Source organism: Acidovorax sp. 93, assembly GCF_003633835.1.
Classification (GTDB): Bacteria; Pseudomonadota; Gammaproteobacteria; order Burkholderiales; family Burkholderiaceae_C; genus Acidovorax; species Acidovorax facilis.
Window position 1 is genome coordinate 2,078,651 of the sequence record NZ_RBIT01000001.1, and the last position, 25,389, is coordinate 2,104,039.

A 25,389-nucleotide genomic window follows, 5' to 3' on the forward strand; every position below is an offset into this window, starting at 1 on the left:
GTGTGTCAGCTCAAGTGCACACTGCCGCCCGCCACATGAAAGCTCATGACCGGCGCACTGGGCTCGTTGAACGAAACGCCCAGCGCAATGTGCCCCGCGCCATGCAGGATGCAGGCATCGCGCCGCAAGCGCACGGGCGAGTCGCTGCCCTCGAACCGCACCCAGGTTCCAAAGCTGCTCATGTCGGTCAGCACGAACCCGCTGTTGCGCCAGTCGATGCGCGCATGCAGGCGCGACACGCGCGGGTCGTTGATGCGCAGCTGGGCATGCTCGGCCCGCCCCACCATGACCGGGGCATCCGACGAGGTGAAGGTGCGGTCCACCCCATGCCAGGAGAACTGGATCTGCCCCAGGATGGAATCGACCGGTGCAAAGTTGCTGACCAGTGCCGCCTGCATGGTGAGGGAATCGGGCGCTTCGTCCTCACGCCATTCGACGTGGTAGAGCATGAGCAACTCGGCCTTGCCCCGAATGTCCATCATGCCCAGCTTGCGGTACCAGACATCGGGCGCCGTGCCCGCAAGCAGCACGGTGGTTTCGGTAGCCCAGATTTCAGCGGGCCCGGCCCGTTCGCACAGCCGGGAAGCCACGTTGACGGCGTCGCCATAACAATCGCCATCCACATCCACCACTTCGCCGCTGGCCACGCCCACGCGGATCTCCATGCGCAAGGGGTGGGGCCAGCGGTCCAGGCGGACCTTGTGCTGGCGCAGCATGGTGGCCATTGCAGACACCGCACTGGAGGCATCGCCAAAGACCCCCAGCACCCCATCCCCGAGCTTCTTGACCACCCGGCCGCCGTGGGCCTCGATGGTGTCACCAATCCACTGGGTGACCTGCGTCACGGCCTCGGTAGCGCGTTCGTTGCCCAGCGCTTCATACAAGGCAGTGCTGCCTGAGATGTCCGCAAAGACCATCGTCGACAACACACTCATGAACGCGGGCCCGTTGGTAACATCATGTGAATCAGTTTAGTGCAAGCGCCCTGGCTGCGCACCCTTCAAAGCGCCAACAAGTGTTGCCTGAGGCCGCAGCCGCAGCGAAAGGCGCGGTTGCAACGTTCACCACAACGACTCCGCACATCGTCAGCGTCGCGAAAGGGAGGCGCAACCCCGGTCGCCTGAAAATCCACCAACACGTAAAAATTCGCAACAAGCCGGGGCAAGTTGTTGTCTTTATGCAAAAACAGGAGCACGCCCCTTGCGCTGCACCTCGGTCCCGCTTACTTTGGCCGTCCCTGTTACAAAAAGCCCGCCCTTACCCCGCCATGCGCTGGAACAAGCCGACTCTCCGCAACAACCTTCACGACCTGCTGGGCCGTGACAAGCCGTCGTCCACGGCATGGGTGCGCAACCAGGGGCTGGAAGAGGTGCGCCGGGCCATGCTGCAGAGCCTCGCCGGCATGACCGGTTGCGAGGTGGCACGCATGAACATGCGGCTGCGTTATGCTGGCGACATCGAGGCGCTTTGGTACCTGCGCACCGACCTCTTCAGCACGCTGGTACCGCTGCGGGGCGAGCACGGTGCCCGGGGCGTGATCGACCAGGTCACCCAGCTGTTCCAGGGGCAGCTCCCACGCGCCCTGCGCCCAGCACAGGCCGCCCCTCACACCCCCTCCTGACGCGCACCACGCGCGCGTGGCGAACCGCCGTTGTGGCGGTGTCATGCGGGTAAAGGCCTCACCGCGTCAGTGCTGGTGCCCCCAGTAGATCAGCGCATCGCGCTCTTCCACCGACAGCGAGACCGTCGCGCCCACGGGCAGCAGCACCTTCGTTTCAACATGCCCGAACGGCAGGTTGGTCAGCACCGGCGCCTTGATCTGGGTGCGCAGCCAGTCCACCACCGACTGCAGCTTGTAGCCCTTGTCATGCGGTGCCAGCTTGAAGTTTGTGAACTGGCCCAGCACCACAGCCTTCTGCTGGGCCAGCACACCGGCGTGCAGCAGCTGGGTCAGCATGCGTTCGATGCGGTAGGGGTGCTCGTGCACGTCTTCGATGAACAGCACGCCGCCCTTGACCTGCGGGAAATACGGCGTGCCCACCAGCGACGCCAGCACCGCCAGGTTGCCACCCCACAGCGTGGCACTCTTCACATAGACATTGGGCACGGCAGGCTTGCCCGTGGCGGCGTTGGGCTGCTCTTTGTTCATGCGCCAGCCTGTGCCTTCGCCGTGGCCGGTCAGCAGGTCGTCAAAGCAGGCTTCCATGATGTCGTCGGGCTCGCCCGCCACACCAAAGTCAGCCCCCAGCGATGGCCCCGCCCAGGTGGTGGCCCCCGTCTTGGCCAACACGGCCAGCTGGAAGGCGGTGAAATCGCTCACGCCCACAAAGTGCATGCCCTTTTCAATCGCCTCGGCCACCGCCTTGTAGCGGATGCCCGGCAGGATGCGCGACAGGCCGTAGCCCCCGCGCGAGATCAGCGCCACATCGGCGCCGCTGGCCGCTGCACGGTGGATGGCGGCCAACCGGGTTTCGTCGTCGCCCGCAAAGCGGGTGTGGGTGGCCAGCGCGTCCTCATCCACCTCCACCTCATGGCCCAGGGCCTTGAGCCGGGCAATGCCGCGCTTGAAGGCGGCCTTGTCGCGCACGGCGCTGGAGGGCGAGTAGATGTAGATGTGCTTGGGACCGTGGTCGTGGTCGCAATGGGAAGGGTCGTGATGGTGGTCGTGCAAAGCGCTCAGACCCGCCGAGGGGCCTGCTCCGTAAACAGGGGGAATGCCGGGCGCCACATGCGGTCAGGCGGCGCCAGCGGACAAGTCAGTGCGCGAAGTATTCCACAGCCTGTGCGGCAATGGCCTCGCCATGCTCCTGCACAAAGTGGCCGGCCTGGGGCAGCACGATGGGCTCGGGGCAGCCTTGGATGCACTGCTGCAGCGCCCGCATGGTGGGCAAGCCCAGCACCGGGTCCTGCGCGCCCACCACCATCAGGCTGCGGCCCTGCCACTGGTGCTTCCAAAAATCGCGGGCCGCGCGCGACACGGCGGCGCCCGGGTCACCCGCAGCAGCGGGCACGCGTTCTGGAAAGGCCCGCAACGCGGCGCGGTAGCCTTTGTCCGGGAACGGCGCATCGTAGGCAGCGCACTCCGCCGCCGTCAGATGCGGGTTGCCACGCGCCAGCAGGCGCCCTACTCCATACAGCGGCTTGTCGCGGCACATGGCACGCCAGGCGACAAATCCGGCAGGCAGTGGCGAATCGCCCGTGGCCAGCAGGGTGTTCATCACCAGCAGGCCGTCAAAACGATCCGGCATGGTCATGGGCAGCGTCAGCCCCAGGATGCCTCCCCAGTCTTGCACCACCAGCACCACCTTGCGCAGGTCCAACCGCTCGATCAGTTCCAGCAGCACCTGGCGGTGCCAGTCGAACTGGTGCACGCTCTCTTTCTTGGGCTTGTCGCTTTTGCCAAAGCCGATCAGGTCGGGCGCCACCACGCGATCGCCCGCCGCCAGAAAGGTGGGCAGCATGCGCCGGTACAGGTAGCTCCAGGCCGGGTTGCCGTGCAGGCACAGCCAGGTGCGGGGCGCATCCCGGGGCCCCTCGTCGAGGGTGTGCAAACGCAGGCCCGCCAGGCTGGGCAGGTCGCTGATGTAGTGAGGCGCCCAGGGGTAGCCGGGCACGTTGGCAAACGCCGCATCGGGCGTGCGCAAAGCGTCGTCCCGCAACGGATGGCGCGCCAGTGCCTCGGCGCGTTGCTGATGGCGGCGCTGGCGGAAAAAGCCGCTGAGCAGACCGCCACATTCTTCGGGCAGCACCCCGCCTCGCACCTGGGTCTGGTGGTTGATCTCGGGATGCCCGAACAGGTTGAGCACCGAACCGGCCGCGCCCGTTTTGGGATCTGCCGCGCCGTACACCACCCGCGCCAGCCGCGCATGCAGCATGGCGCCGCTGCACATGGCACAAGGCTCCAGCGTGACGTAGAGGCTGCAGCCGTCGAGCCGGTAGTTGGAGAGCCGCTGCGCGGCCGCGCGCAGGGCCACGATCTCGGCATGGGCCGTGGGGTCGTGGCCCTCCACGGGGGCGTTGCGGCCCGTGGCGATGACCTGGCCGTCCTTGACCACGATCGCGCCCACGGGCACCTCACCCGCTTGCGCGGCTGCCTGCGCCTCGGCCAGGGCCAGGCGCATCCAGTACAAATCTTGGTCAAGGGTCATTGCTATTCAAATGAAAGCTACTAGCACTTGACATACAAGCGCCAGGGGCCAATTTTGCTTATTTTTCTTCGTCGGGCATGGGCCGGGCTTGCTGCATCAGGCCTTCCACCTGTTGCTTGACTTGCTGCTGGATCTGCTGACTCTGGTCGCGCACGGTGACAGGCGGTGCCGACGCAGGGTCGGCCCCGGGCGCCGTCTGCAGCGCGGGCACCGGGGCGCGCGTGGCCGACAACTGCTTCTTGGCCAACAGGCCCACGATGGCCAGCACCACAACCAGCCCCACCAAACCAAACAATCCCCGCATGCCTGTGCTCCCTATGCTGTGCAGGACTGCACTGTAAACCGGGCAAGGCCTTCCCTGCCTTCAGTCAGTGCGTCATGGGCAGCGCCGCCCCCATCAGGCCGAACAACCCGCCGCAGGCACGGTTGAACTTGCGGCCCGTGCGCTGCAACCAGGGCCGGATGCGGTGCGCCAGGCTCGCCAGGCCGAATTCGACCAGGCATTCGACCGCCGCGAAGGTGCCCGCCATGATCACGAACTGCACCCACAGGTCGCGCCCCGGCGCGATGAACTGCGGCAGGAAGGCACCATAGAACAGCAGCACCTTGGGGTTAGAAATGGCTGCCAGCAGCCCTTGGCGAAACATCCTGCCGCCCGTCACCGATGCCGGTCCCGCAGCACGGGGCAAGGCCTGCACCTGCATGGCTGGCGCCCGCCACAGCTGGATGCCCAGCCACACCAGATACGCCCCGCCCACCCATTTCATCACCGTGAGCGCGTGGGCCGACGACTGCAGCAGCGCGCCGATGCCCAGCATGGACAGCCCGATCAGGCTCACAAAGCCCACCGCCCCGCCCGCAATGGTCCACAGCGTGCGCACGCGCCCATGCAGCGCGCCATGGGCCAGCACCAGCAGGCTGTTGGGCCCCGGGGTCAAGGACAGCCCGATGACCGCCAACAGGTAGACGAGCCATATTTTCAGTTCCATCGCAGCACCCTTCTTGGAAAAGCATGGTCTGGAGTCTAGGCACCTCCTGTCCGTGGTATGCAATCCAATCTGGCTATTTTTGATACCAAAATGGATACCTTATGAGTACCGCCAACGACCGCCCTCTCCAGCGCCCCGACGTACGCCTACTCTTGATGCCGCTACCCGACTTCGCGCTGCTGCCGTTTGGCGCGTTTCTGGACAAGCTGCGCTTTTCGGCCGACGAAGCGGACCGCAGCCGCCAGCGCTACTGCGCCTGGACGCTGATGGGCGTCGACAGCGCGCCCGTGGTGTCCAGCAACGGGGTGCAGGTGACCATGGAGGCCACGCCTGATTCCGTGGACCTGGCGGCATTCGACTATCTGGTGGTGTTTGGCAGCCGCACGGTGCAAGCGTCGCTGGGACATGTGCACACCCATGGGCCCGTGCTGCGACAGGCTGCAGCGCGGGGCCTGCCCCTCGTGGCGATCGACAACGCCAGCTTTTTGCTCGCCGAGGCGGGTCTGCTCAAAGGCCGCCGCGTGGCGCTGCATTGGCGCCATGTGACCGAGTTCCGCCATGCCTTCCCACGCATAGCGGTGGCCAGCGAGCAGATCTATTGCTTTGACCGCGACCGCATCACCTGCGCGGGTGGCACCGCGGCCATCGACATGGCGGTGGAGTTGCTGTCACGCCACTGCGGCCGGGAGCGCGCCTTCAAGGGCTTGGCCGACATGCTGGTGGACGAACCACGCCACCAGGGGCACCACCTGCAATCGATGGAAGGCGGCGGGCCGGACCTGGGCCGCCACCTGGTGCGTGCGGTCGCGCTGATGCGCACCTCCATGGCCGACGGCCTTACCGTGGCCAGCATCGCCGAGCGTATCGGCATTGGCCGCCGACAGCTGGATCGGTTGTTCACCGAGCGCTTCGGCCACAGCGCTCACAACCACTGGACAGCGATGCGCATGGAACACGCCCACTGGCGCGTAACCCATTCACACCACAGCCTCTCCGCCATCGCTGACGAGGTGGGTCTGGGCAACGCCAGCAGCCTGGCGCGACTGTTCCGGCGGCACTACGGCACCAGCCCCGGAGCGGCCCGCGCGGGCGGTCCGAGGGACTGACTGAAGCTCCGCTTCCACTCTGCAGGCAGGGCCATCGGGTGCCCGAGTCCACCGGCACCGATCCATGCGCGGGCGACCCCTCAGTTCAGCGCCACGCGGCTGCCGTCTTTGAAGGTGTAGAGCGTCACGGCGGGCGTCGTCAGCTCGCCCTTGGCGGTGAAGGCGATGTTGGCGGTCACGCCCTTGTATTCGGTCTTGGCCAGGAAGGGGGTAAACACCTTCGGGTCCACCGAATTGGCGCGCTTCATGGCGTCGGCCAGCACCATGGCGGCGTCATAGGCATAGGGGCTGTAGATCTGGAACTGGCCCGGGAACTTGGCGTCGTAGCGCTTCTTCCAGTCGGCGCCGCCCTGCATCTTGTCCACCGATGCGCCGCCGGTGGCGCAGGTCACGTTCTTCAGGGCGGGAGTCTTGCCCGACAGCTCGGGCAGCTTTTCGGTGCACAGCGCGTCGCCGCCGAAGAACTTCACTTTGCCCAGGCCCAGCTGCTCCATCTGGCGCAGCATGGGGCCGGCCTGCGCGTCCAGGCCGCCGTAGAAGATCGCATCGGGCTTCTTGTTCTTGATGGCGGTGAGGATGGCCATGAAGTCGGTGGCCTTGTCGTTGGTGAACTCCTCAGCCGCCACCTTCAGGCCCTTTTGTTGCGCCGTGGCCTTGAAGACCGAGGCCACGCCCTGGCCGTAGGCCGTGCGGTCGTCGATGATGGCCACACTCTTGAGCTTGAGATGGTCGGCACCAAACAGGGCCAGCGCCGCGCCCAGCGCGTTGTCGTTGGCGATCAGGCGGAAGGTGGTCTTGTGGCCGGGTTTGGTCAGGTCAGGATTGGAGGCCGATGCCGTGATGTGCGGCAGGTCGCACTTGGCATAGATGGCCGATGCGGGGATGGACGTGCCCGACTGCAGGTGACCCACCACGCCGGCCACCTTCTGGTCGCACAGCTTCTGCGCCACGGCGGTGGCCTGGCGCGGGTCGCCCGCGTCGTCTTCGGCCGCAATTTCAAACTTGATCTTCTTGCCACCGATCACGAGGTTCTGGGCGTTCAGGTCGTCAATCGCCAAGCGCACGCCGTTTTCAGTGTCCTTGCCGATGTGGGCAATGCCGCCCGACACTGGGCCGGCGTGGGCGATCTTGACGGTTTGCACATCCTGTGCGGTGGCTGCAGTGGCGGCGGCAACACACACACCCACGGCAGCCAGCTGCACAACGGACACGGGAAAAGACGACGGACGCAGGCGGGTGAAAGCTCGGAACACGGTAGAAATCTCCAAAAAATATAGTCGCAACTTTTGCGCACCATTTCGGGGCAAAACGCACCGCATCCTAGCCACCATCCTCCCTTGCCGTCGCCAATTGCTATGCAAGCTTAGTAATTTGCTGGGCCATTAAAACGGCTAATGGCGCAAGATGATTCGCCGAAGTCACCCTATGAAGCTGCCCTTTGAGCGGCAGCGCGCCCGTTGGCAAGCGCTCAACCTTTCACCATCCGCAACTTGAAGTTGGTAAACGGAAGGATGGCGTTCGGTGCGTCGCGGGGTACGCGCTCTTCCACGCAGCCCGTGTCATTGGGGGTCACGAAGTGCGGACCAATACCGGCAATGGCCACTTTGTGCGACCCCGTCCAGTCCCAGCCCCACCCGGCCCCGGTCACCTCGCCTTCGAACAAAACCGGGCCATCGGCCGCGATACCCTGGTGGATGGTGATGCGCATCCGGTCGGCAAACCCACCCATCCTGTAGCCGGCCCGGACGTGAAGCGTGAAGACGGGGTGCACCGCCGGGTTGAAGATCGCCCCCGAGGTGTTGGTAACCGTCACCAGCCCCGGCATGGCCGTGCCGTTCCATCGCTCGGCCATCACCATGCCGTCCGCAAAGATGATGAAGCCCCGGGCCTCGGACCAAAGGTTCTGGCCGTGGCGGTAGATCGGCCCGCAGTGGGGGTTGTAGCTGCCCTGCCCGCCGGTGCAGTCCAGTGCAAACACCATGTGGTTGGCACCTTCGGAAAAGAACCACGAACAGTCCACCGTGCAGACCAGGTCGTTGTGCCGCATGGGAGACAAACTGAGCCGAGGCGGCAGGTAGCAAAAGTCGAGGTCATTGATCGCCAGTGTCAGCTGGGTGGGCTTCTTCACGCGGGAGGTGCTCATCAGAGTCCTTTCACTGGGTTTTACGGGGTGGCCGACGATGCCGACGGCCTTGCAAGAACGCGGTTCACAGAGACCATGGGGTGGCCGCCGAGGCTTGCACGCTGCGCCCGTTGTACCAGACCCCCACCGCACAATGCATCGTCACATGGTTACCAAAAGTGCAGTGCCCGATACCCGACGGAAGCTCCACGGCACCGCGAAACTGAAATAATCACGCCCCATGTCTCTCCTGCCCCACCAGCTCGAACTGCTTTCGCCCGCGCGCGACGCAGACATCGGCATCGAAGCCATCAACCACGGCGCCGATGCCGTCTACATCGGCGGCCCAGCCTTTGGCGCGCGGGCCGGTGCGGGCAACGACATCCGCGACATCGAACGCCTGGTGAAGCATGCGCACCGCTTCAACAGCCGCATCTTCATCACGCTCAACACCATCCTGCGCGACGACGAGCTCGAAGCCGCGCGCCAGATGGCCTGGCAGGTGTACGAGGCGGGGGCTGACGCGCTCATCATCCAGGACATGGGCCTGCTCGAAATCGACCTGCCTCCCATCCAACTGCACGCCAGCACCCAGACCGACATCCGCACGCCCGAAAAAGCACGCTTTCTGCAAGATGCCGGCCTGTCGCAGATCGTGCTGGCGCGCGAGCTCACGGTGCAGCAGATCGCCGCCGTGCACAAGGCGCTGGGCCCGGTCGATGCGACTGGCCGCGCCAATATCGAGTTCTTCATCCACGGCGCGCTGTGCGTGGCCTACAGCGGCCAGTGCAATATCAGCCATGCGCAAACCGGCCGCAGCGCCAACCGGGGCGACTGCAGCCAGGCCTGCCGCCTGCCCTACCAGGTGACCGATGCGCAGGGCCGCTTCATTGCGCACGACAAGCATGTGCTAAGCATGAAGGACAACAACCAGAGCGACAACCTGCGCGCGCTCATCGACGCGGGCGTGCGCAGCTTCAAGATCGAAGGCCGCTACAAGGACATGGGCTATGTGAAGAACATCACCGCCCACTACCGCACGCTGCTCGACGAGATCATCGAAGAGCGCGAAGCCCAGGGCCGGCCGCTCTCACGCTCGTCCAGCGGGCGCACCACCTTCACCTTCACGCCCGACCCGCTGCAGAACTTCAACCGCGAGTTCACCGACTACTTCGTGACGGGCCGCAAGGAAGACATCGGCGCATTCGACACCCCCAAGAACCCCGGCCAGGCCATCGGCTGGGTAACCAAGCTGGGCCCAGACTTTGTGGAGCTGGAACTGAGCGACCCCGCCACCGTGCTGCACAACGGCGACGGCCTGTGCTACTACGACCTGCACAAGGAGCTGGTGGGCATGGCCATCAACGTGGCCGAGCCCGTGTCGGCCCGCAGCGTCGGCCAGTGGCGGGTGTACCCCAAAGACCCGATGGAAGGATTCAAGGACCTGCGCAAGGGCACCGAGGTCAACCGCAACCGCGACATGGACTGGGTGCGCACGCTGGAGAAAAAATCCAGCGACCGCCGCATCGGCCTGTGGGCGCAACTGAGCGAAACGCCCACGGGTTTCAGCCTGCTGCTGACCGACGAGGACGGCAATGTGGGCTGCGCCGACGTGCTGCAACCCCACCAGAGTGCTACCGACGCCACCAAGGCCGAGGCCAGCCTGCGCGAGCAATTGGGCCGCTTTGGCGCCACGGTGTTTGCGGTGCATGACATTGCGCTGCAGCTCTCGCAGCCGTGGTTTGTGCCCGCCTCGGTGCTCAATGCCCTGCGCCGCGATGCCGTGGCCGACCTGGAAGCCAGCCGCGCCCGCAACTTCGCCCGCCTGCCACGCGCCACGCCCGTGGAACCCCCTGCGCTCTACCCTGAAGACACGCTCTCCTTTCTGGGCAACGTGTTCAACCACAAGGCCCACGACTTCTACGTGCGCCACGGCGTGAAGGTGATCGCCGCGGCCTACGAGGCGCACGAAGAGGAAGGCGAAGTCAGCCTCATGATCACCAAGCACTGCGTGCGCTTTTCGATGAGCCTGTGCCCCAAGCAGGCCAAGGGCGTGACGGGCGTGCAGGGCACCATCAAAGCCGAACCCTTGATGTTGATCAACGGCAAGGAGAAGCTGACCTTGCGCTTTGACTGCAAGCCCTGTGAAATGCACGTGGTGGGCAAGATCAAGCGCCAGGTGCTGAACCAGGCCAACGAGATCCCACTGACCTTCTACAAAGCCCGGCCGCACAAAGCACATTGATGCACCTGCATGTGGCGGCTCAACAGCAATGCCCCATGCACACTGCCCCGTTTTCATGCCCGCCCTGCGGGCCAGCACCATGACGGCCACGCTGCTGGTGTGGCTGCAGTTCGCAGTCTGCGCGGGGCTGATTGGCGCGGCGGGCTACCAGCTGTCGCGCTACGGTGATGCCATTGCCCAGCGCACAGGCTTGTCGGGCAGCTGGATCGGCCTCACGCTGGTGGCCAGCGTGACTTCGCTTCCAGAGCTGGCCACCGGCATCACCAGCGTCACCATCGCAAACACCCCCAACCTGGCTGTGGGCAACGCACTGGGCAGCTGCGTGCTCAACCTGGTGTTTCTGGTGGTGATCGACCTGCTGTACCGGCCAGCACCGGTATGGACCCGGGCCGCCCACGGCCACGTGCTGGCAGGCGCTTTTGGCGTGGTGCTGCTGGGCTTTTTGCTGCTGGGGCTGCTGATGGGCCAACTGGGGGCTACTGCCAGTGCTTCCACCGGCGCTGGCACTGCCTCCCAGCGCAGCGTGGGCCTGCTCACTCCCGTGATCCTGCTGCTGTATCTGGTGGCGATGCGCACCGTCTTTGCGTATGAACGGAGCCACCCCGCTGCGCCACCGGCCGACACAGCGCCGCCCACCAACAACGCAGCACCTACGCTGCCCAGCCTTCGACAAGCGGCCACCCGCTTTGCGATGGCGGCTGCCATCGTGGTGGGGGCCGGCATGTGGCTGCCCTTTGTGGCGGTCAACCTGGCCACCACCATGGGCTGGAACCGCAGCTTTGTGGGCAGCCTGTTTGTGGCCCTGGTCACAACCCTGCCCGAGCTGGCGGTCACGTTGTCCGCCCTGCGGCTGGGTGCGCTCGACATGGCCATTGGCAACCTGCTGGGCAGCAACCTGTTCAACGTGGCTATCGTGGGCATAGATGATCTGTTCTACCGCCCCGGCGATCTGCTGGCCCATGTGTCGCCCGTGCATGCCATCACCGCCGCATCGGCCGTAGTCATGACCGGGCTGGCGGTGGTGGGCCTGTTCTTTCGCCCGCGCAGCCGTGTGCTGCGCGCAGTGGGCATGGTCAGCATCGGCATGGCGGCGGTGTACCTGGTCAACACCTACGTGGTCTTTCTGCATGGAAACTGATGCCGTGAAACACCCCCATCCTCATCTGCGCGATGCCATAGACGTGGCACGCGAGCACGCCGTTGACCCTGACGCAGGCCTGCACCCCGACGAAGCCCTGCGCCGCAGCGCCACCCACGGCGCCAATGAGCTGGCGGCGGGGCAAGATCGCCCCTGGTGGCATCTGCTGGCCGACCAGTTCAAGGACTTCATGGTGCTGGTGTTGCTGGGTGCGGCCGTCATCTCGGGCCTGGTGGGGGAGGTCACCGACACGTTGGTCATCCTGGTGATCGTGGTGCTCAATGCCGTCATCGGCTTTGTTCAGGCCTGGCGCGCCGACCAGGCCATGGCGGCGCTGCGCCAGCTGGCGGCGGCGCACGCCACGGTGCTGCGCAGCGGAGCCGTGCAGGTGGTGCCCGCCACGGCGCTGGTGCCGGGCGACATCGTGCTGCTGGAGGCGGGCAACCAGATTCCGGCCGACCTGCGGCTGATCGAGATTGCGCAGCTGCAGGTGGATGAATCGGCCCTCACGGGCGAGTCCGTCACCGTCGCCAAGCAGACGGAGGCCCTGGCCGCCGAGGATGTGGGCGCGCTGGGCGACCGCACCAACATGGCCTTCAAGGGCACCACGGCCACGCATGGCCGGGCACGCGGCCTGGTGGTGGCCACCGGCATGCACACCGAGCTGGGCAAGGTGGCCACGCTGCTCGACACCGGCGACCGCAGCACGCCGCTGCAACTGCGCCTGGCGGCCTTTGGCAAGCGCTTGGCGATCGCGGTGCTGGGCATCTGCGCGGTGATCTTTGTGGTGGGTGTGCTGCGCGGCGAGGCGCCGCTGCTCATGGCCCTCACCGCCATCAGTCTGGCCGTGGCCGCCATCCCCGAGGCACTGCCTGCGGTGGTCACCGTGCTCCTGGCCCTGGGCGCACGCCGCATGGTGGCCGTGCATGCGCTGGTGCGGCGCCTGCCGTCGGTCGAAACCCTGGGCTCGGTCACCACCATCTGCTCGGACAAGACCGGCACCCTCACGCAAAACCGCATGCATGCCGAGCTGCTGCTGGCCCACGGCGTGCGCTGGGTGCCCGGTGACCCCCTGCCCGGCCCCGCCCATGCCGAGGCCCTGCGCGCCGCCGCGCTGTGCAACGACGCCACGCTCCAGGCGCAGAACGAAGAGGGCCAGTTCGGCACCCGCTGGCAGGGCGACCCCACCGAAACCGCGCTGGTGCTGGCCGCCCATGCGGGCGGACAGGACAAGGCCCAGCTGGATGTGAGCAGCCCCCGCGTGCAAGAGCAGCCCTTTGACTCGGACCGCAAGCGCATGACCACGTTCCACCGCGACGTGCAGGGTTTTGTGGCCTACACCAAGGGCGCGCCGGAATCGCTCTTGCCTCGCTGCACCGCCCACTGGACACCCGACGGCGCTGCCGCACTCGACACCGCCAAGGTCCTCGCGACTGCCCAGCAACTCGCCGCCCAGGGCCTGCGGGTGCTGGCCCTCGCCCGCCGCAGCCACGCCCGCCTGCCGGACACCAACGACATCGACGCAGTAGAAAACCAGCTGGAGCTGCTGGGCCTGATCGCCCTCATCGACCCACCCCGCGCCGAGGCCCAGGCCGCAGTGCGCGACTGCATCAGCGCGGGCATCACCCCGGTGATGATCACGGGCGACCACCCCGCCACCGCGCGCGCCATCGCGCACCGGCTGGGCATTGAGCGCAGTTCGGATGCCCCTGTGCTCACCGGCGCAGACCTCGCAACACTGGACGATGCCGCCCTGCGCGCCCGGGTGGAACAGGTGCAGGTCTACGCCCGCGTGGACCCGGCGCAGAAGATCCGCATCGTCGAGGCGCTGCAGGCCCAGGGCCACTTTGTGGCCATGACAGGCGACGGCGTGAACGACGCCCCTGCGCTCAAGCGCGCCGACATCGGTATAGCCATGGGCCAGGGCGGCACCGACGTGGCGCGCGAGGCATCCAGCCTGGTGCTGCTAGACGACAACTTCGCCACCATCGTCGCGGCGGTGCGCGAAGGCCGCCGTATCTACGACAACATCCGCAAGTTTGTGCGCTACGCGATGACGGGCAACTCGGGCGAGATCTGGACCATCTTCCTCGCGCCGCTGTTGCTGCTGCCCATTCCGCTGCTGCCCATCCACATCCTGTGGGTCAACCTGGTGACCGACGGCCTGCCCGGCCTGGCACTGGCGGCCGAGCCAGCCGAGCGCGGCATCATGCAGCGCCCACCCCGCGCACCGCGCGAGAGCCTGTTTGCACACGGCATGTGGCAGCACATATTGGGCGTGGGCCTGCTCATTGGCGGGCTGTGCCTGGCGGTGCAGGCCTGGGCCCTGCACACCGGCCACGCGCACTGGCAGACCATGGTGTTCACCGTGCTCACGCTGGCGCAAATGGCACACGTGATCGCCATCCGCTCCGAATCCGAACCCATCTGGCGCCTGGGCCTGCTGAGCAACCGCCCGCTGCTGGGCGCCGTGCTGCTCACCTTTGCGCTGCAGATGGCAACCATCTACGTGCCCTGGCTCAACCCCATCTTCCGCACGGAGCCGCTGAGTATTGGTGAGCTGGCGCTGTGCATTGGCGCCGCGCTGGTGGTGCTTGTGGTCGTGGAAATCGAGAAGGCCTGGCGCCGAGGCCAGCAAGAGCGGCGCACTGCGGCAGAGTCGGATGGCAGCGCGATGGATGAGCCTGCTGCGTGAATGGCGTAATGGCTACTTGCGGGTCGTCGTCTTTCACCCATCGGGTGTGCAGCAGGCGCCAGTTCACGAACTGGGTTCGTACAACAGCGCCTTGCGTATGCGACATCCAGCGCTACGCTCAAAATCACCTATCAAATGCCAAAAATCACCAGAAGTAAACTAATAAAAATCAAACCACTCACCACCACCCCCCTATTCGCAACAGCCCAACTTCCCAGCGCACGCATATCTGACACACAAGCAACCCACCCTGCAATTGCCCCCCCTAAAGCAAAATAATAACCCTTGCTCAATGAAATTATAGATATCCACAAAAACACAACAGAAATTATCAGGTATTTAGACATAAATCACTCTCCTTGCAATAGGACAGTTCATGAAAGCGTCTTTTACCACAGACGAGAATACAACAAGAAAAACCGCCGCTGCGATACCCAACAAAATCCCCATGCCCGCAACAGCAAACCCTAACAACAGGCCAAAAGCGGACACAAAAAACATAAATGCCACAGCTCGAATAAATGCTTCACCAGCATCATAGCAACTATTATTCAGTATATCCAATGCATCCAAGGCATTAAACAAAAGCCCCAAAAACGTTCCAAGCAGTGCCATTAGTTGGTTTGCGACGCCTCCCATGAAATTGACAAGTGCGCTAACTACATTATTGAACCAAGCTGGAGGCTCAATGGTCCCTCCATTTCCTCTCCCTTCAATGATGTACCCACCCGCTCCAGTTTCAGGATCGGTAATCACATAACCATACCCCGTCCATCCATGCGCGTTGATGGCTCTCTCATGCACCGTCACCTCTTTACCCGCTTGGATGGCTGATTGAATCTCCTGCCCCACCGTACCGCCCACTGGTAGCCTTGGCAAGGCCGTGGCGGCATTGCTTTGGTTGATGGTGTAGATGCGTTGCCCCTCCGCCTGGGCTATGGCAATAGCTTTCACTGCCGATACACCTTGGGCACAGTCTGCCTGGGTCGGATTCTTGATAGTTCCAGTTTCGTCCGTGTACCTGCATTGGCGTTTGTCCACCCAGAATTGTTCTGGCACAGCGTGTTCCATCGCGCTGCTGTATTGCCCCCGCATCTTGTTGTATTCAATCCAGCGGTTCTGGGCTGCAGTCTTGCCGTTGGCTGTGAGTTCAGGTTTGTTGTTGATCGCAGCCTGGGGGTCGTCGTTTTTCACCCAGCGAGCATGCCGCAGGTGCCCAATATCCATGTTCAGCCCTCGAAAAGTGATGCCCGTGGTGACGATGCCGTACAACTTGTTGGGCCTGACTTGCACGTGGAACAGCCCGTAGCTGAGCGCTGGGCGGTCAAACATCTGGGCCTGCGCGCTGGCTATTGCACCGTGGCTTTGCAGGCTGGCGAAGTATCCCCACAGGGTGGCGGTGAGCAGGTCTCCGGTGAGGTGGTCGCCGGTGATGCCTTGCAGGATGCTGGCTCTTTGGCTTTCTGGGGCGGCTTGGGCCTGCTCCAGCTTTTGTTTTGTCGCCTCCATTCTTGTCTTGAGGGTGGTGAGTTGGGCTTGGCTGATGCCTTGGATGCTTACGCCCAGGGCCGTTTGCTGGCCTGCAATGAGCTGGTCTTGGGTTTCGTCCCAGTCCTGGCTTCCGTAGCGGGTGAAGCCGCCTTGGCCCACGGGTTCGCTGCCTGCACGCATGCCGGGGCCGGTGGCTACCACAGTGCCGTCTACCGATATCTGGGGCTTGAGGTTGATGCTGCTCGATAGCCCCCTGGGCAGTTGACTGGGGTCTAGCTGTTGGCCGGGGGCGGGCTTGGGGATGAGGGCTGCTATGGCGGCCTCATCCGCTGCGCTGGCTGCTACCCAAGCGAGGGTGATCTTTTTGCCGGCGATGGCTGCGGTGGAGGTTTTCCAGCTCAGCAGGGGGCTGTCGCCCCAGGCGGCGCTGCGGGCGTCTGCATAGATTTCGTATTTGAACTGCGCTTTGCTGCTGGCAGGCAGGTCGCTGTGGGTTTGGCTGCGGGTTTTGATGCTGTAGGGCAAGGTGCCTGCCAGGTAGGGCAAGGGGTCGATGGTGGCTGTTCTTTGGCCCAGCACGTCGCCTACGGTGCTTTGCCCGGCGTTTTGGCTGTCGATGTAGGTTTTAAGGCGGGCCTGGTAGTTGGTGAGCTGGCTTTGCAGGGCAGTGGTGTTGAGGTTTCTCACCCAACCTTCGGCCTGGTTGATTTCTGTGCCCTGTTGAGCTGCGTTCAGCACGGCCTGAGCATCCAAGGGTACGGCGTTCGCCAAGTCCATGCCTTCTTTAAAGGTGTATTGCTTGTAGCTGCCGTCCAGGGGCACCCAGGTGTCGGGGGTGCTTTGGCCGGGGGTGTGGCGCGTGCCTCGGCCCGGTTGGTATTGGATGAGGGCTTCAACCCAGGTATGTTCGATGCGCAGGGCTTTGGTTTGCGCGCCCGAGACCAGGGCAACGTTGTTGACCCCGCCTTGGCCCCAGATTTGTTGGGCTGCGTCGACGGTCTGCGCGCCGCCCACCCAGTTGAGGGCCTGGGCGGTGGGGATGTCTACGGTACCGGTGACGTACCGCGCGGGGATGTTGCTGGCGCGCAGCAGAGCAATGAGCAGGCTGGCAGTGTCCACGGCGTTGCCGGATTTCTTGTCCAGCGTGTCTTGCGCGCCTTGTACGCTGCCTTGGGTGGGCACGTAGTAGATGTTGTCGTGCACCCACTGGTAGATCTTGTGGGGGTTGTGGCCCAGGGTTTGGGCCAGGGATTTGATGGCGTCGGTATGGGGGGCATCCACAGTGGGCGCCAGATCGGCGGCGCTGGGGGCGCTGGCGGCTTTGGTGGCGCTTTGCAGGGTAGCGGCTTTGGCGGCGGCTGCGGGCTGTTCTGCCTCGGAGGCATCCACCTGGATGGGCGCCTGGGGGCGCACGCGCTCTGCCTGCCAGGGCAGCTTGTTCAGGTTGACGGGCAGGTGGGTTTTGCGGGGGGCTTCTGCGTCCACAAACTCTTTGAGCACTTGCAGGGCGGCAGTCTGGCCGCTACCGCCTGCCTGCACGGCCTCGATGCGCTTGACCAGCTGCTCGTGTTTGTCCAGAAAGACGGCTTCCTGGGCGAGTTGGCGGTCTAGCACGCTGCCTTCCACACCTGCGGTTTGCCAGGTGTTGCGCAGGGTTTGCCATTCTTGCTGCAGCGCCTGGGCCTGACGGTCCAGGGTTTGCACGGCGGGCAGGCTGGACGCTACGTCGCTGAAATTGGGCGCAATGCCGGGGCGGCCGGATTCCGGGTTGAGCGCGTTGAACAACTGCTCCAGGGTGTCGGCATATTGCTCGGAGGGCGCTCCGCTTTTCATGCGCTGCTGCGCCGCCAGCTGGTTGCGCTGCGCCATTTGCGCGTGCACCAGCGGCAGCCCCACGGTGTTGAGCACCGACGCGGTGAGCAACCACACGACCGTGCGCTTGAACCAGCCCGCCGGGCGGTGCTGCAGGGTTGGCTGGGGGGGGTGGCTACGGGCGTGCTCGTGTTCGGGGGCCTGCGATGGGCGCATGGTGGCTTTCTCTCTCAAATGGGGGGTGATCGCGGTGACAGCGGGGTGTTGCGAGGACTTCATTGCAACCCTCCGCGCTGGCGTGCCGGGCTGGATGGGCGGGCACCCGCCCGCAGCGGCTGCAATGCTGCGGCTGCCAACAGCACGGCAACGAGCCACAGGAACCACGGCTGGTTGACAGGGATGGGGTTGGCCACGCCGGGCGTGCCGGGGCCACCCGGGCCACCAGGAGTGCCGGGCCCGCCTGGTGCGTTGGCCCGCACTGCAAAAGTAGTGGTGGCTGTCGCCAGGTCTACATCCACGTCGTAGGCCTTGGCCTGGCCGGTGGGCAGCGCAGTTGCCGACTTGAGGTTGTTGCCGCTGCCAATGAGCACGGCCTCTACCGTGTAGGTGCCCTCCATCGCCGTCTTGAGCGTCTGCTGGGTGTCTGTGGACCGAAGGCCGTTGGCCTGCAACTGGCCCAGCACGTGGACGTGGGTGTAGACCACAGCGTTCTGCGGGTTGCGCACGGTGATGCGTACACGGGCGTTGTCCACCGGCGCATTCACCGTGAGGTTGCGGGCCAGGTTGCTAATGCGCACGCGGTCGTTGGGTGCGTATTCGGCCTTGTCCACAGCCACGGTCAGTGCGGCCTTGCCAGCGCCTTGCGCGGCGTCGGCAATGATGGTGAACAGGGTGCTGCCCACATCCACCACGTCACCCAGGGCGTTCAGGAGCGTGGCAACCAGCGTGTAGGTACCAGCGGGGTAGCGCGCGGTATTCCAGGGCTGCGTATGGGGCACCGTTGCGCCAGCAGCCACTGCACCCAGGTCGTGCGCCGCAAATCGGGCAACCTCCACCCCAGTGGCGTCGTTGATGCGCAGCACCAGCGACAACACTGCTGGTGTCGTGCCAAGGTTGAGCACTGAGGCTCCCAACTCTACTGCTGCGTCTGCAGGATACGAAGGCTTGTCGGTGCTGGCACTGACACGCGCCACGATATCGTCGGGTGATGCACCCGCCGAGTACTTGGCACCGATGATGGTCAGATAGCTGTCGTCCTGGCTGAAACCTGCGATGGTGGCCAGAAACGGCTTGGCTGCCTTGATGCGCCCTGGGCCGGTGGGGATCGCGACATGGCCCACGCTGTAGCCACTGGTACCCAAGGGCGTGAAGCCCGAAACGTTCACCGCAACACCGTTGAGCTGGAGGGTGTTCAGCGCAGAGGTCGGAATCGCTACGTTCAGGTAGTTTTCTTTGTAAGGCGACAGATTGGTCGGCGCCGTGAAAACGTAGTCAGAGAGGGTCTGGTCGATGCCACCCACATAAGTGAATGCGGGGTCACCCAGCACCCCTCCGGTGGTGATCGTGGACCCCTTCAGGAACTGCCCCACCAGCACGGGCGCAGAGGCAACGATGTGGAGGCTCTCTGCATCAGTCACCTGATGAAACTCCCCAGCGTTGAGAGTGGCCACCAGGGCTCCATTCACCCGCACTTGGGTAGCAGCGGTGTTGGCCACAATGCGGACAAGGTTGCCTGCAGCGCCCGTGTTGGCAGTTTTGGGCGCCACGTACTCCGCAGACCAGTGTTTCACCGGTGGCAATTGGGTGAACAAATGGTCACAGTAACCTGCGTTAACAGGGACGTTGGCGCACTGCCCCCCGGCAAATACGGCCACGGGTTTGTTGGTTTGTATGTGGGTGCCGGTGATTTCATTGCCGGAGTAGGCGGTGTAAATCACCGACTGGCCTTTTTGCAGGGTCACATCAAAAGGCACCTTGGCGGGCTGCCCCGTCGTCAGGCTGCTGGCTGGTGTGATGGTGGCTACTGTGCCGTCTTCCACAGCCGTCAGCGAAAACTGGATCACGCTGTAAGCGTAGTTCCAATCGACGATGCGGTATTCCTGCCCCAAAGCCGTGGCATCAAGCAGATACGACATGTCCGTGGTGTACATCTCGCGGTTCAAGAAATACGCGCTGACACCTTTGCTGGCATACACCTGCAAGGCTTTGTCCACCACCTTGCCCGCTTCGTGCAGAAACTGGCCGTTGGGCACCATGAGTTCTGCCACGCCACTGGCGCCGATGACAAAGCTGTAGTTGATGGCGCCGTCGTTACTCAGAACCTGGCCTGTGGTGCCCTGTTCACCAAAGATGAAGAGATAACCCACAGGTCCCGCCGAAGTCGTCGGATAGTTTGGATGCCCCACTGCCACAGCGCGCAGCGTGTTGTTGGCATCCAGGCCCAAATCTGGCCTCAGCGGCAGGTTGATGACGGTGCTCGTGGCTATGTCAAATCCACTGCTGCTGCCTTGATAGCCTGGAGCGTTTGCGGCCAGGTTCCAGCGGCCTGGGGTGATGTTGGCAAACTCATATCGACCATCGGCGCCTGATGTGGTCTCCAGCAAGCTGACGCCAGCCAGAACCACCTTGGCCCCGGCCAGCGGGCGTTGGCTCTGGGCATCCAGCACCACTCCGTGGATACGGTCCTGTCCTAGCACCTTCGGTGTGAGTTCCACTGGCAGCACATAGCGTGTGCCCGCAGCCAGATCCACGGCAAAAGCCACGTTGTCATAGCCTTGCGCAGACACCTGCACCTGCGTGGCTCCCGCATTCAGGCCGGAAATTTCCGCCACACCTTGCGCATTGGTCTGGACTACATGCGGGTTGCTGCCCGAAAGGGTGAGCGTTGCACCCACAATGGGCTGGAGGGTGGCTTTATCCGTAACGGTGGCCTGGATAGAAATGGGTTGCTGAGGATCGACGCTGGGATGCAATGGCACGTCAAACTGGTGCGTACCGTTTTGCACCAGCGTGATGGCTTGCTCAAACCGCTGATAGCCCGTCTTCTGCATGGACACGGTGCGTGAGCCAGCAATATCCGGCACACCGCCAATGGAGTAGCGCCCGGTAGCATCTGTGGTGGCTGTGCGGCCTGTTCCATCCACGGCCACAGTCACACCTTGCAGGGGCAGCCGTGTGGCGGCATCCGACACGATGCCTAGCAGCACCGTTTGGCCGGGGGGCGTGCTTTGCGCTGTCAACGTCACAGGCAGCGTGATGGTGTGATGGCCTTGCACGTTCATAGTGAGGATGCGTGTATCAAAACCGCTGGCAGACACCGTGACGGTGTTGTCGCCAGCTACCACGCCCACATCAAAGGCAGCTTCGCCTTTGGCATTGGTATTTCGAACCAAACCGTTGAGTGACACGCTGGCCATGGCAATCGCTGCGCCTGTTCCCTGGTTGGTGACAACGACTTTGAGCGTGCTTTGCGCAGTACTGCGACGGAAAACAGGATCGAATCGGACTTGCTGCCCCGCCAATGCACTGAAACTGACTTCCACAGCTTGATAGGACGAATAGCTTGCCTTGAGGTCCATCGCGCCGGGTGTCACACCTTCCAGCAGGTACTCGCCATTGGCGTTGGTCTGCGTGGTCCGGTTGCCGACCGAAATGGTGGCGTTGGCAGCGTTCTGATAGCTCAGCCCGTCATTGGTGAACTTGGCAACACCTGCAATGGTGACCGTGCTCGCGTTGCCCACGGTAAGAGCTTTGAGGCGGATGGTGCCCATATCCAGCTGCTGGCCTTTGAGCAGCCCAATGTCTGCAGAGAGCGAAAGGAACCCGGCAGCATCAACAGCCAACCTGTTGGTGCCAGCCACCAACTGCTGAAACTCGAAACGCCCCTGCGCATCGGTGATGGTGGATTGGGCGCTGCTGGCCAGACGCACCTGCACCCCCGCCAATGGCTGGCCCGTAGCGTCACTGACCAAAACTCCTCGGAGGCTGGCCAAGTCAGGATCCGTAACAGGCTGGCTTGCAGCCAAGGAAGCGCGCAGCGCCAAGGCCGTGGTGTAGGGGTCTGCATCCCAGCTCCCATCCGGACGCTGAGAGGCGCGCAAGGCGTCCACAGCAACCTGCACCGTGGCAGCGTTGGTCATGCCGGGCAGCACCGCCATCAGCGCATGTGCACTGCGCACAGAACTGCCCCAGGCGGGCGCACCGTTGCGCTCGGCCAGCATCCACGAGCGCGCTTTGCTGAGTGCCGAGGCGACAGCAGAAGTCTGCCGGTAGGGCTGAAGCGCCTGAATCGCCAGTGCTGTGGGGATAAGGGCATCACCATCAGGAGCCAGGCTCCACTGCCCACCCGATTGCTGCGCGCCAAGGAGCCAGCTCACGGCTTGACCCGATGGGCCTCCATAGACGCCCGCCGAAGCAGTCAGAGCCGACAGCGCCCATGCAGTGTCTTGCGCATTGCTGGCGTAGCCTTTCGCAGCACCAAACCCGCCGTCGGAGTTCTGGTGGAGCACCAGCGCATCCAGATGGGCTGTCGAGACAGCGGACGACAACTGCTTGGCCAGGGCCTTCCGCGACAGTACCTCTACCGTGCTGTCGCTGGCCAATTCAATGGCATCCAGCAACTGCGGCGGAACCGATCCCGCCAGCGCTTTGAGCGTTGTGGCGGCTTCAGATCGGCTTTGCACCGGCCATGCGATGGAAGTCCCTTCCTGCGCAAGGCTGCCATTGGCCTGGACCTGAGCTTGCAACCACGACACACCAGCCGCATCGCTGGCCCACACGGAACCTGAAAACAAAAAGACAAAAGCACAGCACAACCACTGCGAAAACACAGTGGTTGCACGGCTGGCAGCCGCGACACGCATGGAGACCCTCTCTCGTTTTATCTGTGCACCGTGCGCAGTGGGGTGAAATTGGGTTGGTCTGTTGCCACCGCAGTTTTCTTGCGCGAACGATGAGTTATGCCTCTACTCGATAGGCAAAGGCAGGCGGATCATAGTTACTGATTTGTTTTATAAATGTGTGGAAATGTGATGTTTGTTGCAGAGCACAAAAGCACGACCAGTCTGCATACCGACGTGCTTCACCAACCGTCTGGGAGCGCTTGCTCCGCCACCCGCCGGCCAGATTCAGCGGCCCTAAACCTTCTCACGCAGAGAGACCGAAAGCCATAAGCACATAGCCAACGATTCGATGACTTGGCGCGCCGCAGGTGCCAGAATGGCCCGCGCTGTCGGACCAGCAAGCTCATTGAGCGAGCACTGCCCCGATGTACCCATCCCTTCCAACCAACGAAAGAGACAGCCTTCATGAAAATCGAAACCCTGGCCGTTCACGCAGGCTACAGCCCCGACCCCACCACCAAGGCCGTGGCCGTGCCCATCTACCAGACGGTGGCCTACGCGTTTGACAGCGCCCAGCACGGCGCGGACCTGTTCGACCTGAAGGTGCCGGGCAACATCTACACCCGCATCATGAACCCCACGACCGACGTGCTCGAAAAGCGCGTCGCAGCGCTCGAAGGCGGCATTGCCGCGCTGGCCGTGGCCTCGGGCATGGCAGCCATCACCTATGCCATCCAGACCATTGCCGAGGCGGGCGACAACATCGTGTCGGCCAGCACGCTCTACGGCGGCACCTACAACCTGTTTGCCCACACGCTGCCGCAGCAGGGCATCACCACGCGCTTTGCCGATCCGCGTGACCCGGCCAGCTTTGCGCAGCACATCGATGCGCGCACCAAGGCGATCTTCATCGAGTCCATCGGCAACCCGCTGGGCAATGTGACCGACATCGCCGCGCTGGCCAAGGTGGCGCACGACCACGGCGTGCCGCTGATCGTAGACAACACGGTGCCCAGCCCCTACCTGCTGCGCCCCATCGAGCATGGCGCCGACATCGTGGTGCACTCGCTCACCAAGTACCTGGGCGGCCACGGCAACAGCGTGGGCGGCGCGATTGTGGACAGCGGCAAGTTCCCGTGGGCCGAGCACAAGGCCCGCTTCCCGCGCCTGAATGAGCCCGATGTGAGCTACCACGGCGTGGTCTACACCGAGGCCCTGGGCCCGGCTGCCTTTATCGGCCGGGCGCGCGTGGTGCCGCTGCGCAATACCGGCGCGGCGCTGGCGCCGCTCAATGCCTTCCTGATCCTGCAAGGCATCGAAACCCTGGCGCTGCGCATGGACCGCATCTGCGACAACACGCTGGCCATTGCCAAGTATCTGCAGAGCCATCCCAAGGTGGAATGGGTGCGCTACGCCGGTCTGCCCGACCATCCGGACCACGCGCTGGTGCAGCGCCAGTCAGGCGGCAAGGCCTCGGGCATCCTGAGCTTTGGCGTGAAGAACAGCGACGCCGACCCACGTGCGGCCGGTGCACGTTTTCTGGATGCGCTGCAACTCTTCACGCGCCTGGTCAACATCGGCGATGCGAAGTCCCTCGCCACGCACCCCGCATCAACCACCCACCGCCAGCTCAACCCCGAGGAGCTGGCCAAGGCCGGCGTGAGCGAGGGCATGGTGCGCTTGTCGGTGGGCATCGAGCACATCAACGACCTGCAGGCCGACCTGGCCCAGGCGCTCGACAAGGTGTGAACTGCGAGTGGCCATGCGCTGAAGGCGCGTGGCCACTCAAAATTTCAAGTGTTTTGAGCCTCCAGCGCTTGACTGGCAAGCGCTATTAGCTATTATTTCAATAGCAAATCAACCCACAGTGGCACCGCTTGGCGCCCTGATTTACCGGCCCACACTGACCAGTGGTGCAGCGCCGCCGCCCATCAGCACCGTGTTGCCCTGCTTGCTGGCAATGGCCAGGGCGGTGTCGCGCTGGATCTCGGCCAGCCGGATTTCCTTGAGCGCGGGCGTGAGCGATGCGCTGATGATCTGGTTGGCCCTTGCCTCGCCTTCGGCCTGCACGATCAGGCGCTCTGCCTCGGCCTTGGCCAGGTCGATCTCCTTGCGCTTTTTCTCGATCGCCTGGTCCGTCTCGGCACGCTGGCGGATGGCGGATTCGATGGCCTTGTCCGTCAGCATGTTGCGAACCTTCACGGCGGTGACCGTGAAGGCGCCTTTGTCCGTGGCGTCCAGCTCGGCCTGCAAGGTGGTGCGCACGCTTTCTGCCAGCTCGGCGCGCTTGGTGTGCATGGTGGTCGCATCCATCTGGGCAATGGCCTTGTAGATGGCTTCACGGGCTTCGCGCTGCACGCGGCTGTAGGCCACCAGCAGGTCCGCCGTGCCGTCTTTGACCACTTGTCTGTGCTGCACCACATCGCCCTGGTATTTGACGAACAGCGTAGGGATGGAGGCCGGCGTGGTCTTGAAATAGATGTCGATGTCCACGTCCTGCATGGTCAGGTTGTCACGGCTCTTGGGGGTGAGGTTCTCCAGCGAAAAGCTCACCTCCTTGGCGGTGAATTCGTCCACCGTTTTGAACAGCGTGAAGTACAGCCCTGGCGGCAGGGCCTCCTGCCCCACCTTGCCCAGCGTGCGCTCCACACCCACATTGCCGGTATCGATCTGGCTGCACGCGCCCAGCGCAACGCTCAGGCACAACAGGGACAAGGTTCGCAAAGCGGTCATGAGAGTCTCACGGGTCAAAAGGGGTTGGTAGGCACGGCGCGCCGTGGCTGCGCCGGCAGGGCGAGCGAG

17 protein-coding genes are annotated in these 25,389 nt (G+C 64.0%); 6 read left to right on the forward strand and 11 right to left on the reverse strand.

What is annotated here, in order from left to right; all coding sequences use genetic code 11:
• Positions 1-5: 5 nt before the first annotated feature.
• On the reverse strand, positions 6-935 hold the full coding sequence (locus tag C8C93_RS09415) for an adenylate/guanylate cyclase domain-containing protein (protein ID WP_199727006.1): 930 nt from the start codon (positions 933-935) through the stop codon (positions 6-8).
• A 332-nt stretch (positions 936-1,267) separates the two neighbouring features.
• On the opposite strand from C8C93_RS09415, the gene C8C93_RS09420 reads away from it, so the two are divergent.
• Positions 1,268-1,621, forward strand: coding sequence for a hypothetical protein (locus C8C93_RS09420; RefSeq protein ID WP_121506697.1), 354 nt, complete (start codon positions 1,268-1,270; stop codon positions 1,619-1,621).
• A gap of 66 nt (positions 1,622-1,687) precedes the next feature.
• On the opposite strand, the gene C8C93_RS09425 is transcribed toward C8C93_RS09420, so the two are convergent.
• The 4 genes from C8C93_RS09425 to C8C93_RS09440 all read right to left on the reverse strand — a co-directional run bounded on the left by C8C93_RS09425 (position 1,688) and on the right by C8C93_RS09440 (position 5,137).
• A complete protein-coding gene (locus C8C93_RS09425) occupies positions 1,688-2,671 on the reverse strand; it encodes an LD-carboxypeptidase (protein ID WP_121506698.1) in 984 nt (327 codons plus the stop codon).
• 85 nt (positions 2,672-2,756) lie between these two features.
• Positions 2,757-4,148 (reverse strand): tRNA adenosine(34) deaminase TadA, encoded by a 1,392-nt coding sequence (gene tadA / locus C8C93_RS09430; protein ID WP_121506699.1) that lies wholly within the window; start codon positions 4,146-4,148, stop codon positions 2,757-2,759.
• Positions 4,149-4,206: 58 nt separating this feature from the next.
• Positions 4,207-4,452 (reverse strand): hypothetical protein, encoded by a 246-nt coding sequence (locus tag C8C93_RS09435; protein WP_121506700.1) that lies wholly within the window; start codon positions 4,450-4,452, stop codon positions 4,207-4,209.
• Positions 4,453-4,516: 64 nt separating this feature from the next.
• Positions 4,517-5,137 carry a LysE family translocator gene (locus C8C93_RS09440; protein WP_121506701.1) on the reverse strand — a complete coding sequence of 207 codons (621 nt, stop codon included), beginning with the start codon at positions 5,135-5,137 and terminating at the stop codon, positions 4,517-4,519.
• 101 nt (positions 5,138-5,238) lie between these two features.
• Here C8C93_RS09440 and C8C93_RS09445 point away from each other — a divergent pair, with 101 nt between their 5' ends.
• Positions 5,239-6,243, forward strand: a complete 1,005-nt coding sequence (locus C8C93_RS09445) for a GlxA family transcriptional regulator (protein ID WP_121506702.1) — start codon at positions 5,239-5,241, stop codon at positions 6,241-6,243.
• An 80-nt stretch (positions 6,244-6,323) separates the two neighbouring features.
• Here the strand turns inward: C8C93_RS09445 and C8C93_RS09450 are convergent, their stop codons facing one another.
• Both C8C93_RS09450 and C8C93_RS09455 read right to left on the reverse strand, forming a co-directional pair.
• Positions 6,324-7,454, reverse strand: a complete 1,131-nt coding sequence (locus tag C8C93_RS09450) for a branched-chain amino acid ABC transporter substrate-binding protein (protein WP_121508722.1) — start codon at positions 7,452-7,454, stop codon at positions 6,324-6,326.
• A 257-nt stretch (positions 7,455-7,711) separates the two neighbouring features.
• Complete coding sequence (locus C8C93_RS09455; protein ID WP_121419822.1) at positions 7,712-8,386, reverse strand: hypothetical protein; 675 nt, start codon at positions 8,384-8,386, stop codon at positions 7,712-7,714.
• Between the two features lie 220 nt (positions 8,387-8,606).
• On the opposite strand from C8C93_RS09455, the gene C8C93_RS09460 reads away from it, so the two are divergent.
• From C8C93_RS09460 to C8C93_RS09470, 3 genes are read left to right on the forward strand one after another with little or no spacing between them, the layout of a single operon-like run.
• Positions 8,607-10,610 carry a U32 family peptidase gene (locus C8C93_RS09460; protein ID WP_121506703.1) on the forward strand — a complete coding sequence of 668 codons (2,004 nt, stop codon included), beginning with the start codon at positions 8,607-8,609 and terminating at the stop codon, positions 10,608-10,610.
• A gap of 55 nt (positions 10,611-10,665) precedes the next feature.
• Positions 10,666-11,748, forward strand: coding sequence for a sodium:calcium antiporter (locus C8C93_RS09465; RefSeq protein WP_233559294.1), 1,083 nt, complete (start codon positions 10,666-10,668; stop codon positions 11,746-11,748).
• On the forward strand, positions 11,738-14,443 hold the full coding sequence (locus C8C93_RS09470; RefSeq protein ID WP_121506704.1) for a cation-translocating P-type ATPase: 2,706 nt from the start codon (positions 11,738-11,740) through the stop codon (positions 14,441-14,443). Before C8C93_RS09465 ends, C8C93_RS09470 begins: the two co-directional genes overlap by 11 nt.
• Before the next feature lie 131 nt (positions 14,444-14,574).
• Here C8C93_RS09470 and C8C93_RS24960 read toward each other — a convergent pair whose 3' ends face one another.
• From C8C93_RS24960 to C8C93_RS09480, 3 genes are read right to left on the reverse strand one after another with little or no spacing between them, the layout of a single operon-like run.
• Positions 14,575-14,790 (reverse strand): hypothetical protein, encoded by a 216-nt coding sequence (locus tag C8C93_RS24960; RefSeq protein WP_147433747.1) that lies wholly within the window; start codon positions 14,788-14,790, stop codon positions 14,575-14,577.
• Positions 14,783-17,962: a transglutaminase family protein gene (locus C8C93_RS09475; protein WP_158603258.1), complete on the reverse strand. Its 3,180-nt coding sequence runs from the start codon at positions 17,960-17,962 to the stop codon at positions 14,783-14,785. The genes C8C93_RS24960 and C8C93_RS09475 overlap by 8 nt, the downstream gene beginning before the upstream one ends.
• Before the next feature lie 59 nt (positions 17,963-18,021).
• Positions 18,022-22,428, reverse strand: coding sequence for a carboxypeptidase regulatory-like domain-containing protein (locus tag C8C93_RS09480; RefSeq protein WP_233559297.1), 4,407 nt, complete (start codon positions 22,426-22,428; stop codon positions 18,022-18,024).
• Positions 22,429-23,052: 624 nt separating this feature from the next.
• On the opposite strand from C8C93_RS09480, the gene C8C93_RS09485 reads away from it, so the two are divergent.
• Positions 23,053-24,336 (forward strand): O-acetylhomoserine aminocarboxypropyltransferase/cysteine synthase family protein, encoded by a 1,284-nt coding sequence (locus C8C93_RS09485; RefSeq protein ID WP_121419818.1) that lies wholly within the window; start codon positions 23,053-23,055, stop codon positions 24,334-24,336.
• A 141-nt stretch (positions 24,337-24,477) separates the two neighbouring features.
• Here the strand turns inward: C8C93_RS09485 and C8C93_RS09490 are convergent, their stop codons facing one another.
• Positions 24,478-25,320, reverse strand: a complete 843-nt coding sequence (locus C8C93_RS09490; RefSeq protein WP_121506707.1) for an SPFH domain-containing protein — start codon at positions 25,318-25,320, stop codon at positions 24,478-24,480.
• Positions 25,321-25,389 lie beyond the last annotated feature (69 nt).

Bases quoted from the DNA above. Each gene is read 5' to 3' on its own strand.
- tadA (WP_121506699.1), bottom strand. From the start codon at position 4,148: ATGACCCTTGACCAAGATTTGTACTGGATGCGCCTGGCCCTGGCCGAG.
- C8C93_RS09415 (WP_199727006.1), bottom strand. From the start codon at position 935: ATGAGTGTGTTGTCGACGATGGTCTTTGCGGACATCTCAGGCAGCACT.
- C8C93_RS24960 (WP_147433747.1), bottom strand. From the start codon at position 14,790: ATGTCTAAATACCTGATAATTTCTGTTGTGTTTTTGTGGATATCTATA.
- C8C93_RS09460 (WP_121506703.1), top strand. From the start codon at position 8,607: ATGTCTCTCCTGCCCCACCAGCTCGAACTGCTTTCGCCCGCGCGCGAC.
- C8C93_RS09485 (WP_121419818.1), top strand. From the start codon at position 23,053: ATGAAAATCGAAACCCTGGCCGTTCACGCAGGCTACAGCCCCGACCCC.
- C8C93_RS09435 (WP_121506700.1), bottom strand. From the start codon at position 4,452: ATGCGGGGATTGTTTGGTTTGGTGGGGCTGGTTGTGGTGCTGGCCATC.
- C8C93_RS09470 (WP_121506704.1), top strand. From the start codon at position 11,738: ATGGAAACTGATGCCGTGAAACACCCCCATCCTCATCTGCGCGATGCC.
- C8C93_RS09490 (WP_121506707.1), bottom strand. From the start codon at position 25,320: ATGACCGCTTTGCGAACCTTGTCCCTGTTGTGCCTGAGCGTTGCGCTG.
- C8C93_RS09465 (WP_233559294.1), top strand. From the start codon at position 10,666: ATGCCCGCCCTGCGGGCCAGCACCATGACGGCCACGCTGCTGGTGTGG.
- C8C93_RS09420 (WP_121506697.1), top strand. From the start codon at position 1,268: ATGCGCTGGAACAAGCCGACTCTCCGCAACAACCTTCACGACCTGCTG.
- C8C93_RS09445 (WP_121506702.1), top strand. From the start codon at position 5,239: ATGAGTACCGCCAACGACCGCCCTCTCCAGCGCCCCGACGTACGCCTA.
- C8C93_RS09440 (WP_121506701.1), bottom strand. From the start codon at position 5,137: ATGGAACTGAAAATATGGCTCGTCTACCTGTTGGCGGTCATCGGGCTG.
- C8C93_RS09455 (WP_121419822.1), bottom strand. From the start codon at position 8,386: ATGAGCACCTCCCGCGTGAAGAAGCCCACCCAGCTGACACTGGCGATC.
- C8C93_RS09475 (WP_158603258.1), bottom strand. From the start codon at position 17,962: ATGCGCCCATCGCAGGCCCCCGAACACGAGCACGCCCGTAGCCACCCC.